The organism is Photobacterium sp. 2_MG-2023 (assembly GCF_030547675.1).
Lineage (GTDB): Bacteria > Pseudomonadota > Gammaproteobacteria > Enterobacterales > Vibrionaceae > Photobacterium > Photobacterium arenosum.
The window spans coordinates 57,194-73,213 of sequence record NZ_JAUOQQ010000004.1 but is presented as its reverse complement, the minus strand read 5'-3'; the positions used below and the strand labels follow the sequence as shown (position 1 = coordinate 73,213).

Genomic DNA, 16,020 nt, shown 5'->3' with positions numbered 1-16,020 from the left:
CCACACAAGATTCAGGGGTGCGAGTTCTTCCGCCAAAGAGTAGAATAGGTTTAACGCTTACTAAGTCAGGTATTACGTCGTGTCTATGATTACTATTTCAGAAAATGCACAGCAGCATTTCGTTAAGCTGCTGGCCCAGCAGCCGGAAGGCACTAACATCCGTGTCTTCGTGGTCAATCCGGGTACCCCAAATGCTGAGTGCGGCGTGTCTTATTGCCCGCCGGAAGCCGTAGAAGCCAGTGACACCGAAATTAAGCTCGGTATGTTCTCGGCTTATGTTGATGAGCTGAGCCTGCCCTTTCTGGCCGACGCTGAGATTGATTTTGTCACCGACAAAATGGGTTCACAGCTGACACTGAAAGCGCCCAATGCCAAAGTACGTAAAGTGTCAGACGATGCGCCACTGATGGAGCGCGTGGATTATATGATTCAGACCCAGGTCAACCCTCAGCTTGCCGGTCACGGCGGCCATGTGTCCCTGTCTGAAATCACTGAAGATGGCGTTGCTATTCTGCAGTTCGGCGGCGGCTGTAACGGCTGCTCAATGGTGGATGTGACCCTCAAAGAAGGGATTGAAAAGCAGCTGCTGGCCGAGTTTGAAGGCGAGCTGAAAGGTGTTCGCGACGTGACTGAACACGCCCGCGGTGATCATTCTTACTACTGATTTATGCCCGCGCGGAATCTCATCCCTACTCTCGCGCACCGGGTAAATCACATAAAAAAAGCCGCTTTCGCGGCTTTTTTCATTCTTGTCTGTGCTTAATGCCTATCAGGATAATCAGGCTTTCGTGCGATTATTCGGCTAGGTATTGTGCGATATCAGGCTTTTAAAACGGTGATAGTCACAGCGCGTCGGCCCCAGTTTTTAGCAGCCCGGACATCACGGCCCATGTAGATATCAATTTTCTTTGACCAGCGGTGATGCATCTTATCCAGCACCACATACTCACCAGGCAGGCCTGAGATTTTTACTTTAGAGCCGTGTTTGAGGCCCATTTTCAAAAGGTCTCGAGATACTGCGATTGCCTTCATTCCCGGCTTTAGTCTGTCTCCCCAGGCAGCAATTGACGGGCTGCTGTCGGTCTGGGCTGGCACGGAATTATACGCCGTTGCCGTCACTCGAACTTTGGCTCCCGGAGCCACTGCACTAGCATTAAAACACCACAGTAAACCCATAAAAAGCAATAAAAAAACACCGATTTTTTGTTTCATTTTCAACCTGCTCAACTCCAAAACAGGTCATATTTTAAACACTATCAATAAGAAAGGACAGGGTTATTGGCCCGTATAGGTTTATTGAACAGCATAAAATATGATAACTATTTGTTAGAACAGGCCTCTTCAAGAAAAATATTTTTTTGCCATTGATACGCAAAAATAGCCGCTAGCAACAGCCCTCGCATGGCCAGAAAACCTAACATCGCCGCCCACAACGCATGGTTGCCAAACTGGCTAAACAACTGCCATATCAGGAAGAAACTACAGGTCGCGATAAACATGCTGTTGCGCATTTCTTTGCCTCGGGTCGCGCCGATAAAAATACCATCCAGCAGAAAGCACCACATTGCCACCAGAGGCACGGCAGCCAGCCAGGGCAAATAACGACTTGCTTCGCGCTGCACCGCTGGGATATCCGAGATCAGGGCAATAATCGCATCCCCGAACAGCGTGAAGGCCAGTGTCATCAGCAAAGCAATCACTACACTCCACAAAGTGGTGCTGATCAGCGTCCTGCTCAGGGCTTCGCGGTTTCTGGCGCCTATGGCTTTGCCCACCATAGCTTCCATGGCATAGGCAAAGCCGTCCATACCGTAAGACACCAGCATCAGGAAACTCATCAGCACCGCATTGGCCGCCACCACGTTATCCCCCAGGCTGGCCCCCTGAAACGTCATGAAACTGAAAGCCAGCTGCAGGCACAAGCTGCGCAGGAAGATATCCCGGTTCAGGCGTAATAAGCGGACTATTCCTTGTCCGACTTTATTGAGCTGGCTACGCCAGGGCGGCAAATTCAGGGTTTTCCACTGACAGGCAACAAAATACAGCCCCAGTACCATGCCGCTGTATTCCGCGATCACAGAGGCGGCGGCCGCGCCGGCCACCTGCCAGCCCAGCCCCAGTACAAACAGAATATCGAGCAGGATATTAATGCTGTTGGTGATGATCAGCAGCCACATGGGCAGCTGGGCATTCTGACTGCCCAGCAGCCAGCCCATGATGACAAAATTAGCCAGGGCCGCCGGCGCCCCCCAGATACGAATCGAGTAATACTGATCCGCATAGGTTTTGACTGCATCGCTGGCGTCGCTGACGGAAAATACTGCATCCGCTATCAAGCCATGGCTGAGGATAAGAAGCGCCGCCAGCCCCCAAGCCAGGGCTATCCCCTGCAGTAGTACAGTCGCCTGCGAAGACTTGTTACTTGCGCCGTACGCCTGCGCGCACAGCCCTGTTGTTGCCATACGCAAAAAACCGAGCAACCAGAAGGTCACGCTGATCATGGTGCCGCCGACAGCCACGCCCCCCAGATACCAGGCATGCTCAAGATGGCCGATCACAGCCGCATCCACCAGCCCCAGCAAAGGGACAGTGATATTGGACAGCACCATAGGAAGCGCCAGGGCAAAGACCTGGCGGTGGAGGGAGATATCTTTTAATGCGGCCAGCACAGTTCCAACCTTATGATTCACACGCTTAAGCCGCACAGTGTAACAGCAGGACCCATGACTGCCAGCTGTTAGCATAAATCTGCCTGTGTTAGGCCAGCAGTATTCCCAGCCAGTGGTCAGCCAGTAACACGACAAACAGTCCCAGCAGGTGCCAGATAGAGAACTTGAACGTGGCCCAGGCATGGCCGGGTTCATCGGCAAACTTGAGCTTAACCGCGTACCCGACAAAGCCCAGATTCAGCACCAGACTGCCCGCCAGATACAGCGCACCACTCATGCCTGTCAGCCAGGGCAACAGACCGATCAGCGTCAGAATCAGGGTATAGAGCAGTACCATGGTCTTGGTGAAGGCAATCCCGTGCGTCACCGGCAGCATAGGAATATCGGCTTTGGCATAATCATCGCGGCGATGTATCGCCAGCGCCCAGAAATGCGGTGGTGTCCAGGCGAACACCAGCATCACCAGCAACAGCGCATGAGGATCAAACTGGCCGGTTACTGCTGCCCAGCCAAGCAATGGCGGCGCGGCACCGGCCAGACCACCGATAACAATATTCTGCGGCGTCGCGTGCTTTAACCACAGGGTATACACCAGTGCGTAACCCACCAGACTGGCCAGCGTCAGCCAGGCGGTCAGCGGATTCAGCTGCCACAGCAAGGCAAAGCCCACTATCATCAGCACAGTGGCAAAAATCACCGCATTGACAGTCGGCACCCGCCCACGCGCCAAGGGCCTGTGATGAGTGCGGGCCATCTTGGCGTCTAATTGCCGATCAAGCACGTGATTAAAGGCCGCCGCAGACGCCGACTGCAAGCCGATACCCAGCAAACCCAGCACTACGGCTTTGACGGGCGGGATCCCCGGGACTGCCAGACACATGCCCACCAGCGCCGTCAGCAGTAACATCGCCACGACTTTTGGCTTGGTCATCATCAGATAATCGCGCCCCAGCTGTTGCCAGCTTCGGCCTGAATACGTTATCTGGCGTTGTTCCAGTGACTGTGATTTCGCCATGTCGCCTACCTCCCTGATTTAGCCTGACTTGGGTGTCATTCGGCCAAAATGCGTTTGCCTTCCATGTGTTCCTGCCTGCACCTGAATCAGTGCATGGCGGACCGTTTTCACTCGCGGTATAGATGCAGCCCGGCTGACATTCACCGCAGCCCGAGCCATAAACAACGCCCAGTTCGCCGCCAGTACGCTGAGCAGTAAACCTAATCCCCCCAGGTTATGCGCCACAGCCACTGGCAGTGGCAGGCTGGCCAGTACATTCGTCACGCCCAGCGCGATCTGCACAGAGAGCAGCGCCAGTATCAGCACGGCGTAGCGCCGCCAGCCGATATGGCACAGCCGCCAGACAAGCAGCAGGATCACCAGGGTGGTCAACATGGCGCCGATACGGTGCGCGGCATGAATAGACACTCGCTGGTCAAAATTGAGCACGCCATATTGATAAGTCTGAAAACCCGGCTGCCAGGGCTCAAACGCCCTGATATCAAATTTACTTACCCAGTCCACTTCGCAAACAGGCAGCTGAGTACAGACCACAGCGGCATAGTTGGCTGCCGTCCAGCCGCCCAGTGCAATCTGCACTGCCACCACTATCAGCCCGGCTACGGCTAAGCGCCGGACACTGACTAACGCAGGAGAGGAAGCAACCGCTGTCGCAGGCCGCTTTCTGTGTCTCAGCAGCATCCGCAACCAGAGCACCAGTAACAGGCTGGCTGTGGTAAAGCCGCCAAGCAGGTGACCCATCACTATCACCGGCTTGAGCGACATGGTCACGGTCCACATCCCCAGCAACGCCTGAAACACCACCAGCCCCAGCAACACCAGAGGTAAGCGGCGTGGTCTGTCACCACGGCGACGGGCCAGTACATTCAAAGCGACTATCAGCAACCCGAGCGCACCGGCCATGTAGCGATGGATCATTTCATTCCAGGCTTTATGCACTTCCACCGGGTGATCCGGAAAAGCCTGTTGAGCCAGTGCATGCTGATCGTCAGTTTTGGGAACTGTCATGAAACCATAGCAGCCGGGCCAGTCCGGGCAGCCAAGCCCGGCTTCTGTCAGCCGGGTATACGCCCCCAGGGCTATCACAGCAACGGATAATAAGAGAGTCAGTCCAACCAGCCAGGTAAAGCGCCGGTCGGCCTGCCGGTAACGGGAAGAAGCCATTGATAACATCGCCACTCCTTAGCGCATGCGGTTTGCAGCATCAGCCTATTTTGGAAACCTTCAGTAAACGTTTAAGATCCCTCAGCATGTCCTTACCCTGAGCCAGCACCTGCGTCTGCCCTTCCACCAGAGGATAAGCCAGCATGACGTTGCCCTGCGGATCTGAGATATAAATGGCCTGGGCACCGAATTCCAACGCACGGATCTGAGCAAGGACAGGCTCCGGTGCGGCCAGTACTGTACTGCCGCCGGCCTGCACATGCTCTACAGCAGGCAAGCCTGTATCCCCCTGACCTGAGACCAGCACCAGGCTGGCAATACGCTCCTGCTCGGCGCCCATGGCCTGAGGCACCTGACGCAAATTAAACAAGGCGCCCTGACAGCGGGTATCACACTCTGCCGGCAACAGATACACCAGCTGCCATTTGCCACGCATCCCCAGCCAGTCGGTCACCACAGGCTGCTCCAGCAATTGTCCCCGATTGATGGCTCCCCCCTGATACCAGTGGTTGTCCAGCACCAGCTTGGCCACCACCACAGGTAGCACAAACAACAGTAACAACAACACTAAATTGATGTGTTTTCTCATCCCTGACTCCTGTTTCTCAGTGCCTACTGCGTTCTCAGTGCGAACTGCGTTTCAGCCACCACAAGGCCAGTCCGGCGACGGCCAGCGCCAGCAGAAACCACTGCACAGCATAGGCATAATGCTTTTCCGGCCCCATCACTACGGCCTGCCAGTTCTGCTTGAGCGCCAGCGGGTCATCCGCCGCTATCTGTATGACCCAGTCAGGCAAGGGCAATCCCGTTGCACCTGCCAGTTCTTGTGGCTTGATATTTTGCACCCGCCTTGGCCAGCCGTTTTCTGTCCCTGCCTCGCTCAGCTCAGGAAGCTGAGTTGAGGGTGCAATCATGCCCGTCAGCATGACCTGGCCATGAAATTCGGGTAACACAGGCAGCTCATCCCGGTATTGCGGCGCAGGCAACCAGCCTAAGTTCACCAGTACCCAGGCGCCGTTTTCCGTCCGGAACGGGTAAAACAGGTGATAACCCGGCCGGCCACGATCCAGCTGGTTATCCAGTAAAACTGCTTTGCTGTGATCGTATTCGCCGCTTAGCCTGACCCGGTACCACAAAGGATCATCCGGCAGGCTGGCGACACTGTAGAACGTCTGCTCTCCCCTGAGCTTCAGCGCTGCTGTCAGCGTTTCTTTTTCCTGTCCCCGTGAGATCTGCCACATTCCCAGCTTGACCAACACCGACAGGACCACCAAAGTAAAAAGAATAAAACCTGTCCGTCTCATCGCGTCCTGTGCCTCATCCCTGACGCCCTGATTCAGCCAACCACGGAGCTATCATGTTGCTGAAAATCCTGATTGTCTGCCTGCTGTTCTTTATCTTGTTTAACTTATTCCGTGCCTTGCCAGTGATGCTGAAAGGCAAGCAAAGCAAACCTATGTCTCACTACCTTGGCCGGCGCGTGCTGTTTTCTGTCCTGCTGTTTGCCCTGTTGTTGCTGGCACTGGCAACGGGTCTTATTGAGCCGCATCCCCGGCCGTTCTGATGCCCTCTGGCATCAGAGAATATAGACAAAGACAAACAACCCCAGCCACACCACGTCAACGAAGTGCCAGTACCAGGCTCCGGCCTGAAAGGCAAAATGGTGCTCTGGTGAAAAGTGCCCTTTCAACACCCTAAGCCAGACGATAAAGAGAATAAGAGTACCCAGAGTCACGTGCAGGCCGTGAAAGCCGGTCAGCATAAAGAAGGTATTGCCGTAGACCCCGGCATCTAACGTCAGATCCATGTCTTGATAGGCATGGATATATTCGACACCCTGCAGGTACACGAACAAGCTACCCAGCAGCACAGTTAACAGCAGATAAAGGGTCAGGCGCGGGCGGTTACCTTTTTCCAGCGCCACATGGGCAAAATGTACCGTCACAGAAGAAGTCAGCAGAATTAAGGTATTGTAGAGCGGCAGACCAAGCGGTCCCATGGCCTGGGTTTCCGTACCACCAGGTGTCATGATCAACGGCCACTGTGCGACAAACTCCGGCCACAGCACTTCGTGTGTCATGGCGTTATTACTCGCCCCGCCCAGCCAGGGCACAGCTATCATCCGGGCGTAAAACAGCGCCCCGAAAAAGGCGGCAAAAAACATCACTTCAGAGAAAATGAACCAGCTCATGCCCTGACGAAAGGAGCGGTCCATCTGTGAGCTGTACAGGCCGGTCATTGATTCGCGGATCACATCGCGGAACCAGCCCACCAGCATGATCAGCAGCAAACCCACCCCGCTCATCAAAATCCAGGGACCATTGCCGCCGAACAGTCCACCGACGGTGGCACCGGCGCCCATGGCTATCAAAAATAACGCCACAGCCCCCACTATCGGCCAGGCGCTGGCCGCCGGCACATAATAATGCTCATGGGAAGGCTTCAGGGACTGTTCATGTTCTGTGTACGGATTCGCCATGGTCGACCTCATTGCGTTTGCGCCGCAGGTTCCGGCTGAGCGTTAAACAAGGTATAAGCCAGTGTCAGTGTATTGATATCCTCAGGCAGTTTGGGATCAATATAGAAGAGCAAAGGCAGCTCTGCTGACGCTCCGGCAGCCAGTGGCTGACGGTTAAAGCAAAAACATTCAATCTTGTTAAAATACTGCGCCCCCAGCCCCGGAGAAACGGACGGTACCGCCTGGCCCACTGTGGCGGTCTGAGTCAGGTTCTGGGCCGAATACAGCACTTTGTAGGTTTCGCCCGGATGCACCACCAGCTTGGTCACTTCCGGTTCGAATCGCCAGGCCATGCCGGGATTGATATAGGCCATAAATTCCACAGTAACGGTTCGCTTGTCGTCTACCTGTTCACTGGCAATGGCGGCCTGATTGGATGTTTTGCCATTGATGCCAGTAACTTCACAAAACACGTCATAGAGAGGCACCAGCGCAAAGGCGAAGCCAAACATCCCCAGTGACAGTAAAATCAGGCTCAGTAACGACTTCTTCTTACCTTTTTCCTTATCGGTGTCAGCCATATCGCCCCCTTAGTCCACCTTAGGTGGCGTGGAGAAAGTATGATGAGGCGCCGGAGAAGGGACTGTCCATTCCAGCCCTTCAGCGCCATCCCAGGGTTTCGCGCCTGCCGGTTCCCCGCCACGCACACACTTCACGACGACCGCCAGGAAAATCAGCTGCGACAGACCAAACAGAAAGCCGCCAATACTGACGATGGCGTTCACATCGGCAAATTGCAGCGCATAATCCGGAATGCGGCGCGGCATGCCTGCCAGTCCCAGGAAATGCATAGGGAAGAACAGAATATTGACGGAAATCACTGAGCACCAGAAATGCCATTTCGCCAGGCGTTCATCGAACATATGCCCCGTCCATTTAGGCAGCCAGTAATAAGCCGCGGCCATGATGGAGAAGATCGCGCCAGACACCAGTACGTAGTGGAAATGAGCCACCACAAAATAGGTATCGTGATACTGGAAATCTGCCGGGGTGATCGCCAGCATCAGGCCGGAGAACCCGCCTATGGTAAAGAGGACAATAAAGGCGATGGCAAACAGCATAGGAACTTCAAAGGTCAGTGAACCTCGCCACATGGTAGCCACCCAGTTAAACACTTTTACCCCGGTCGGCACGGATATCAGCATGGTGCAGTACATGAAAAACAGCTCGGCAGCCACAGGCATCCCTGTGGTAAACATATGGTGTGCCCACACCAGGAAACTCAAACCGGCAATAGACGCCGTTGCGTATACCATGGAACTGTAGCCAAACAGCCTTTTGCGCGAAAACGCCGGAATAATCGCGGAAACAATACCGAAACTCGGCAAAATCATGATGTACACTTCCGGGTGACCGAAGAACCAGAAGATATGCTGGAACATCACAGGATCCCCGCCACCGGCGGCATCAAAGAAACTGGTGCCGAAGTATTTGTCGGTCAGTACCATAGTGACCGCTCCCGCCAGCACCGGCATCACAGCAATCAGCAGAAACGCCGTGATCAACCAGGTCCAGACAAACAGCGGCATTTTCATGTACGTCATGCCAGGCGCACGCAAGTTCATAATAGTGACTATGACGTTGATAGCCCCCATGATGGAACTGATACCCATGATATGAATAGAGAAGACAAACAGGCCAGTACTCTGCGGACTGTAAGTCGTCGAGAGCGGCGCATAGAACGTCCAGCCAAAGTTCGGGCCGCCGCCTTCCATAAACAGCGACCCCAGCAGCATGGCGAAGGCAAACGGCAGAATCCAGAAGCTCCAGTTATTCATCCGCGGCAGCGCCATGTCCGGCGCCCCTATCATCAGTGGCACCATCCAGTTAGCCAGCCCGGTAAACGCAGGCATCACGGCACCAAAGACCATGATCAGACCGTGCACTGTGGTCATCTGATTAAAAAAGTTAGGATCCACCAGTTGCAAGCCAGGCTGGAACAATTCGGCCCGGATCACCATCGCCATCGCCCCACCGACCAGGAACATAGTGAAGCTGAAAATCAGGTACAGGCTCCCGATATCCTTATGGTTGGTAGTAAACAGCCAGCGCTTGATACCACTTTGATGATGATGTGTATCATGCTCCGTATGACTGGCCTCTTCCACTGCCTGTTCACGCATCATGTCCGTCATGCCCTGTTACTCCCTAAAGCTGTTCGCCCTTAAGAATTGCCTGTACTTCTGCTGCCTGAACCATATCGCCGGTATTGTTACCCCAGGCATTACGCTCATAGGTAATCACAGATGCCAGCTCCTTCAGGCTCAGTTGCGGGCCGAACGCCTGCATTGCCGTACCGTTACGTCCGTGGACCACAATGCTGATGTGTTCCAGTTTTTTAGCCGGATCAACCGAAATCCCTGTTCCGGCCAGTGCCGGAAACGCGCCCGGCAAACCCTGACCATTGGCCTGGTGACACACAGCACAGCGGGTGTTATAGACTGTCTCGCCCATCGCCATCAGCTCATCCATGGGCATTTGCATATCCAGCAGACGCAGCTCTTCAGCTTTCGCCTCCCGCTGGGCGGTTTTGGTGACTTGCAGCCATTCCTCAAAATCGGCCTGCGGCTTAGCTATTACCACAATCGGCATAAAACCGTGATCCTTGCCGCACAGCTCAGCACATTGCCCGCGGTAGATACCCGGCTTATCAATCTTGGTCCAGGCTTCGTTAATGAAACCGGGATTGGCATCTTTCTTGACGGCAAACGCGGGCACCCACCAGGAATGAATCACATCCTGTGAGGTCATCAGAAAGCGGATTTTCTGCCCGACAGGCACCACCAGCGGATGATCCACTTCCAGCAGGTAGTTATCGCGCTTTTGCCGTTCATTGTTAATTTGCGCCTGAGAGGTGGCTAAGTTGGAGTAAAACTCAACACCTTCGCCGAAATAGCGATAATGCCACTTCCACTGTGAACCGGTTATCTGAATAGTGATATCCGATTGCGAGGTATCTTCCATCGCCAGCAGGGTTTTGGTCGCCGGAATGGCCATTACGATCAGAATGACAAAAGGTATCAGGGTCCAGAGCAGTTCAACCCGGGTACTTTCATGAAAGGAGGCCGCCACAGCACCCCGCGACTTTCTGTGATGAATAATGGCCCAGAACATCACGCCGAATACCACGATACCAATCGCGACACAGATATAAAAAATCGTCATGTGCAGTGAATAGACCTGCTGACTGACCCCGGTAACCCCCTGGGTCATATTCAGCGGCATCGACTGGGTTTCTGCCCATGCGGGCAAACTCAGCAAGCCCAATAATCCATAAAACAATCGCCGCATCATTCCGTGGATCCCTCCCTCAGTCACCCTGACAGTCAAGTGCCAGTTACCGTCCCACGCCGGAGACAACAGACACCTGTCTCAGCCAGGATTCCCTAATCAGCGCAAAATAGCTATAACAGCTTGTTTACATTTAACTTAGGACAGATTTGCCAGAATGAACAAAATTTTGAGTGAGAAATAGTCAACGCCCACAAGAAATGGGCGCTGGTAGACATAAGCGGGCAGAATGAGAAAAGGTCGGGCTTAAAAACGAAGGTGCGACACCACAGGTGTCAATCTGTGACCGAACGAAGGTAAGTGCGACAGCCAACGCTGCCAGGGGCGCCAGCGCGGACAAGGCACAGTGAGTGGCGAGTGGCTGGATACTTGCTCTGCCCAGGGCAGCCATTGCAGCAACTGGCGGACAGGATCTTCAAAACCATGAGCATAATCCTGTGTCCCTAATTTATGGCCCAGACCGCTGTCACAGCGATCACCGGCCAGCACGAGGCACAATTCCAGTTGATTGAAATGACAACCAATCCGCTGGACAAATTTCGCCACTTCCTGCGCAGAAATCTGCAACAACGCCTGATCACAAACCAACATAACAGGTGAAGAAAAAGCGGTTGGCAGCTGGGATAACCAGTTCAGATCCGTTACAGAGCCCGGCCGCATCCGATACCGCTCACTGGCGTGAAACAACTTTTGCCGCCACAGCAGGTTCTCATTGCAGTCCAGCTCCAGCCAGCGGCACCGGCCATTATCCAGCCGGTAGAAGCGGGTATCCAGCCCTGCTCCGACATTGATGACATGGCCATTAGGAAAACGACGCAGAAAATGCTGTACCCGCTGATCCACCAACAGGGTCAAGGTCGCGTGCAGCAACTGGTGTTGATCAACATTACCGGCCAGGCAATCGGGGGCCAGATGACACTGCTGGCAAGCCGCTGCGGCTAAGGGGTCATAAATCAAACCACCGTCAGCCAGACTCTCGCGACTACGCAGCCAAAGCGGCTGCAAGAGTGCAGCCGGAATATGATAGCGGGCAGATTTAGTCATTGTCGTCATCGTCTACAAGGTGATACCTTGATGATAATGACTATCATTAACTATTGCAAAGAAATCGTCGGTTCTTTACACGCAATCAGACCTCAGCCCCAGTCGCCGTTACGGATAACACCCACGGCAATGCCTTCAATGGTCAGGTGCTGCTGGGTCAGATCCACCACAATCGGTGCAAACGCCTCGTTTTCGGCATGCAGATACACCTGAGACCCTTTCTTTTCAAGACGTTTTACCGTCACATCATCATCAACACGGGCAACAACCACCTGGCCGTTACGGACATCCTGGGTTTTATGCACCGCCAGCAAATCGCCATCCATAATCCCTATGTCTTTCATGCTCATGCCATTGACACGCAGTAAGAAATCCGCCTGCGGCTTAAACATTGACGGGTCAACATCGTAATGGGTTTCAACATGTTCCTGAGCCAGAATCGGCTCACCGGCGGCAACACGCCCGATGAGCGGCAGACCACGTTCCTGTGCATCCTCGTCATTCACCAGCAGGCGAATACCGCGTGATGCACCCGGTACGATTTCAATCACCTGCTTACGGGCCAGCGCTTTTAAATGTTCCTCTGCCGCGTTGGCAGATCGGAACCCCAGTTCACGGGCAATTTCCGCCCGAGTCGGCGGCATACCGGCGACTTCAATTTTTGCTTTGATCAAATCAAAGACTTCTTGTTGGCGTGGCGTTAACGGCTTCATGACATACCCTGTCTTTTTATACAGTTCACTGTGAGTATATCCAGTGTTCATTGTTTTGAAAAGACTATATTCAATGAAATGCTGGCTTGGCTGACCCTGCCACAACGCCAGCGAACAAAATTTTACTCTTTGCTATCCTGTATCGTATTTTTCGCAGCAATACCCGGCGCGTTTTCTGCTATCCTTGCCACGCATTAAGATTTCGAGGCTAGTTATAAACATGTCAAGTTGGCAGAAATTTTCGCAAAGTCTTCTGAATTTGCCGCTTTCTTTACTGGTTAAGACCCGTACAATCCCGTCCGATCCTGTTTCTGAACTGGAACTGGATCTCGACCGCCCTATTATCTACACCTTGCCTTTCAGCTCGCAGACCGATCTGCTGACCCTGAGTGCAGCGACCCAAGCCGTCGGGCTGCCCGATCCGCTGGAGCCTGTTGTCATCAATGGCCAGGTGTTCCCCCGCTATGTCTTCGTCGCCAACAGCCCGAGTATTTTCGGCAGTGACGGCCAGCTACCGGCCAAATCCTTAACCCTGTTTACCGATTTGCTGGCGGCCCATAAAGCCGATCCGCAACTGGATGTTCAGCTGCTGCCCGCTTCAATACTGTGGGGCCGCAAACCCGGCACTGAAGGTGAGCAAAAACCGATACTGAAAGCCTTAAATGGTCCGGAAAAATGCTTCGCCGTACTGGCGCAGGGCCGGGATTGTATGGTCCGCCTCAGCCCGACCATGTCGTTACGCTTTATGGCCGATAAGCACGGGACAGATAACGCCATTGCCAATAAGCTGGCCCGGGTGGCTAAGATCCATTTCTCCCGCCAGAAGCTGGCGGCGGCAGGCCCTCGCCTGCCACAGCGTCAGGCACTGTTTAACCGCCTACTGGCTTCCAAAGCGATAGAAAAAGTGGTCCGCGAGGAAGCGGAAAGCCGCGATGTGCCTTTAGAAAAAGTGCGCAAAGAAGCCATTGATATGATGGAAGAAATTGCGGCCGATTTTTCCTACAGCCTGGTTCGTCACGGTGACCGTTTCCTGAGCTGGTTGTGGAACCGTCTTTATAAAGGGATCAATGTCAGCAATGCCCAGCGGGTCCGCCAATTAGCGCAGGACGGCCATGAAATTGTCTATGTCCCCTGTCACCGCAGTCATATGGATTACCTGCTGCTGTCTTACGTGCTCTATCAGGAAGGCATGGTACCACCACACATTGCGGCAGGTATTAACCTGAACTTTTTCCCGGCCGGGCCGATTTTCCGCCGCGGCGGCGCGTTCTTTATCCGCCGCAGCTTTAAAGGCAACCGCCTCTATTCAACAGTATTTCGCGAATATCTCGGTGAGCTGTTTGCCAAAGGTTACTCGGTGGAATATTTCAGTGAAGGCGGCCGCTCCCGTACCGGTCGCTTGCTGGCACCGAAAACCGGCATGCTGTCGATGACCATTCAGGCCATGCTGCGCGGCCTCAACCGCCCGGTCACTCTGGTGCCTGTGTATATTGGTTACGAGCACGTGATGGAAGTGGCCACTTACGCCAAAGAGCTGCGTGGAAAGCGAAAAGAAAAAGAAAGCTTGGGTCAGGTATTGCGCACCCTGCGTAAATTGCGCAATTTCGGACAGGGTTACGTCAACTTCGGTGAGCCTATCCCGCTGAATCAGTACCTGAACGAACAGGTGCCGGACTGGCGTCAGCATATCGACCCGATTGAACCTGCCCGCCCGCAGTGGCTCAACCCTGTGGTCAACAACCTGGCCGATAAGATGATGACCCACATCAACGATGCGGCAGCAACCAACGGCCTGACTCTCTGTGCGCTGGCATTGCTGGCCTCTCGCCAGCGCGCACTGAGCCGTGAAGAGCTGGAGCAACAGATTGACTGTTACCTTCAGCTGCTCCATAACACGCCGTATTCGTCGGACTGTACTCAGCCGTCAGACACAGCGGCTGAGCTGGTTGAGAATGCCATCAGCATGGATAAGTTCATGGTTGAGCGTGACAGCCTGGGAGAGATAGTGTCGCTGGATCGGCAGCAGTCACTGCTGATGACCTATTACCGCAATAACATCATCCACCTGTTTGCGCTGCCTTCGCTGATAGCCCACATAGTCGTTTCACACCAGCGCCTGAGCCGGGCCGAAATGCATCGTCAGATCAGCCTGCTGTATCCGTTTTTGAAGGCCGAGCTGTACCTGCGTTTTGACTGGGCGGACTTACCGGAAGCGCTTGATGCCCTGATTGATGAGCTGATCCGGCAGCGGCTGATCCTGAGTGACGGCAATGAGTTGTCGCTTAACAGTGTCCGTATCGGCCCGCTTCAGTTACTGGGCAATACCATTACCGAAACCTTGCAGCGCTACGCCATTGCCCTGACGCTGCTGCGCAGTGAACCTCAGCTGATGAAGAGCGATCTGGAACAGCAAAGCCAGATGATGGCACAGCGCCTGAGCCGTCTTCACGGTATTAATGCGCCCGAATTCTTCGATAAGGGCGTCTTCTCTGCGATGGTCAAAACCCTGCGTCAGGAAGGCTATCTGAATCAGGACAACCATGCGGTCTCACGTCCGGTGGCCACCCTGGCCGATTTACTGGCCGATTTGGTTTCTCCGGAAGTGAAGCTGACCATTCAGGCAGTCATGAACCGGGAAGAGAAAAAAGAGCCGGGGCCGGATTCAGCGGATAAATAATTCGCCGCTTAGAACAGCAAACGCCCGCAAAATGCGGGCGTTTTTATAACGGAGCGGAATCATCACCTCAGAGCATTAAGCCGGCAGCCATGCCCAGCCACACCAGCATCCCCACATAGTTATTGTTGAGAAAAGCCTTAAAACAAGGTTCACGTTCCCTGCCGCGAATGAGCATCTGCTGATAAACAAACAAAGCTGCAGCGCCAAGCAGGCTCCAGTAATACAGCTGAGACAACCCCATCTGCATACCCACCACAATCAGCAACCCTAATGTGCCCAACTGCAACAAGCCGATAATGCGCTTGTCATTGCGGCCAAACAGGATAGCGGTTGATTTGATCCCGATTTTTAAATCATCATCCCTGTCGACCATGGCGTACTGGGTATCATAGGCAATGGTCCAGAGTATGTTGGCGACAAACAGCATCCAGGCCACAGGCGGTAAAGCGCCAGACTGCGCGGCATACGCCATTGGAATGGCCCAGCCGAAGGCCATGCCCAGCACCAGCTGCGGCAGATGGGTATAGCGCTTCATAAACGGATAAGCCGCCGCCAGCAGCAGACCAACTACAGACAGCTGGATAGTCAGAGTATTCATGGTCAGTACTAACGCAAATGACACTAACGACAACACGGCAAAAAAGCCCAGCGCTTCGCGCTCGCTGATCAAACCGGAAGGCAGAGGACGCTGCGCGGTACGCTTCACATGGCCGTCAAAATGCCGGTCTGCGTAATCATTGATGACACAGCCCGCCGCCCGCATCGAAAAAACCCCGAGCACGAACACCACCAGCACCTTGATATCCGGCATGCCATCTGCGGCCAGAAATAATGCCCACAGGGTCGGCCACATCAATAACAAACTGCCAATCGGGCGATCCATCCGCGCTAGCTGCCAGTACGCCCTGGCCTTGGTGATCTCCAAACCT

At 54.1% G+C, this 16,020-nt stretch carries 16 protein-coding genes; 3 read left to right on the top strand and 13 right to left on the bottom strand.

The window, feature by feature from the left end:
• Positions 1-85 precede the first annotated feature (85 nt).
• Positions 86-664 (top strand): Fe-S biogenesis protein NfuA, encoded by a 579-nt coding sequence (gene nfuA, locus Q4491_RS04965; protein WP_192016104.1) that lies wholly within the window; start codon positions 86-88, stop codon positions 662-664.
• Positions 665-819: 155 nt separating this feature from the next.
• Here nfuA and Q4491_RS04960 read toward each other — a convergent pair whose 3' ends face one another.
• From Q4491_RS04960 to Q4491_RS04935, 6 genes are all read right to left on the bottom strand, one after another.
• Complete coding sequence (locus tag Q4491_RS04960) at positions 820-1,212, bottom strand: 3D domain-containing protein (protein ID WP_192016017.1); 393 nt, start codon at positions 1,210-1,212, stop codon at positions 820-822.
• A 107-nt stretch (positions 1,213-1,319) separates the two neighbouring features.
• Positions 1,320-2,669: an MATE family efflux transporter DinF gene (gene dinF / locus Q4491_RS04955; RefSeq protein WP_303455608.1), complete on the bottom strand. Its 1,350-nt coding sequence runs from the start codon at positions 2,667-2,669 to the stop codon at positions 1,320-1,322.
• Between the two features lie 88 nt (positions 2,670-2,757).
• On the bottom strand, positions 2,758-3,684 hold the full coding sequence (gene cyoE / locus Q4491_RS04950; protein ID WP_303455280.1) for a heme o synthase: 927 nt from the start codon (positions 3,682-3,684) through the stop codon (positions 2,758-2,760).
• 18 nt (positions 3,685-3,702) lie between these two features.
• Positions 3,703-4,857 carry a heme A synthase gene (locus Q4491_RS04945; protein WP_303455277.1) on the bottom strand — a complete coding sequence of 385 codons (1,155 nt, stop codon included), beginning with the start codon at positions 4,855-4,857 and terminating at the stop codon, positions 3,703-3,705.
• A gap of 31 nt (positions 4,858-4,888) precedes the next feature.
• Positions 4,889-5,437, bottom strand: a complete 549-nt coding sequence (locus Q4491_RS04940) for a cytochrome oxidase (protein ID WP_303455274.1) — start codon at positions 5,435-5,437, stop codon at positions 4,889-4,891.
• A 34-nt stretch (positions 5,438-5,471) separates the two neighbouring features.
• A complete protein-coding gene (locus Q4491_RS04935; protein ID WP_303455272.1) occupies positions 5,472-6,152 on the bottom strand; it encodes an SURF1 family protein in 681 nt (226 codons plus the stop codon).
• Between the two features lie 53 nt (positions 6,153-6,205).
• Here Q4491_RS04935 and Q4491_RS04930 point away from each other — a divergent pair, with 53 nt between their 5' ends.
• On the top strand, positions 6,206-6,412 hold the full coding sequence (locus tag Q4491_RS04930) for a DUF2909 family protein (RefSeq protein ID WP_027250530.1): 207 nt from the start codon (positions 6,206-6,208) through the stop codon (positions 6,410-6,412).
• A 12-nt stretch (positions 6,413-6,424) separates the two neighbouring features.
• Here the strand turns inward: Q4491_RS04930 and Q4491_RS04925 are convergent, their stop codons facing one another.
• The 6 genes from Q4491_RS04925 to lexA form a co-directional block, all read right to left on the bottom strand.
• A complete protein-coding gene (locus tag Q4491_RS04925) occupies positions 6,425-7,327 on the bottom strand; it encodes a cytochrome c oxidase subunit 3 (RefSeq protein ID WP_192016021.1) in 903 nt (300 codons plus the stop codon).
• An 8-nt stretch (positions 7,328-7,335) separates the two neighbouring features.
• The gene (locus Q4491_RS04920; RefSeq protein WP_192016022.1) at positions 7,336-7,887 is read right to left on the bottom strand and encodes a cytochrome c oxidase assembly protein; all 552 of its coding nucleotides are present in this window, start codon (positions 7,885-7,887) and stop codon (positions 7,336-7,338) included.
• 9 nt (positions 7,888-7,896) lie between these two features.
• Entirely contained in the window at positions 7,897-9,501 is a 1,605-nt protein-coding gene (ctaD, locus tag Q4491_RS04915; protein WP_192016023.1) for a cytochrome c oxidase subunit I, read from the bottom strand.
• Between the two features lie 13 nt (positions 9,502-9,514).
• The gene (coxB, locus tag Q4491_RS04910) at positions 9,515-10,660 is read right to left on the bottom strand and encodes a cytochrome c oxidase subunit II (RefSeq protein ID WP_303455267.1); all 1,146 of its coding nucleotides are present in this window, start codon (positions 10,658-10,660) and stop codon (positions 9,515-9,517) included.
• Positions 10,661-10,903: 243 nt separating this feature from the next.
• On the bottom strand, positions 10,904-11,701 hold the full coding sequence (locus Q4491_RS04905) for a class I SAM-dependent methyltransferase (RefSeq protein WP_303455265.1): 798 nt from the start codon (positions 11,699-11,701) through the stop codon (positions 10,904-10,906).
• Positions 11,702-11,793: 92 nt separating this feature from the next.
• Positions 11,794-12,414 (bottom strand): transcriptional repressor LexA, encoded by a 621-nt coding sequence (gene lexA / locus Q4491_RS04900; RefSeq protein WP_192016026.1) that lies wholly within the window; start codon positions 12,412-12,414, stop codon positions 11,794-11,796.
• A gap of 220 nt (positions 12,415-12,634) precedes the next feature.
• Between lexA and plsB the strand changes: the two genes are divergently transcribed.
• Positions 12,635-15,091 carry a glycerol-3-phosphate 1-O-acyltransferase PlsB gene (plsB, locus tag Q4491_RS04895; RefSeq protein ID WP_192016027.1) on the top strand — a complete coding sequence of 819 codons (2,457 nt, stop codon included), beginning with the start codon at positions 12,635-12,637 and terminating at the stop codon, positions 15,089-15,091.
• 67 nt (positions 15,092-15,158) lie between these two features.
• Here plsB and ubiA read toward each other — a convergent pair whose 3' ends face one another.
• A complete protein-coding gene (ubiA, locus tag Q4491_RS04890) occupies positions 15,159-16,016 on the bottom strand; it encodes a 4-hydroxybenzoate octaprenyltransferase (RefSeq protein ID WP_303455257.1) in 858 nt (285 codons plus the stop codon).
• Positions 16,017-16,020: the final 4 nt, after the last annotated feature.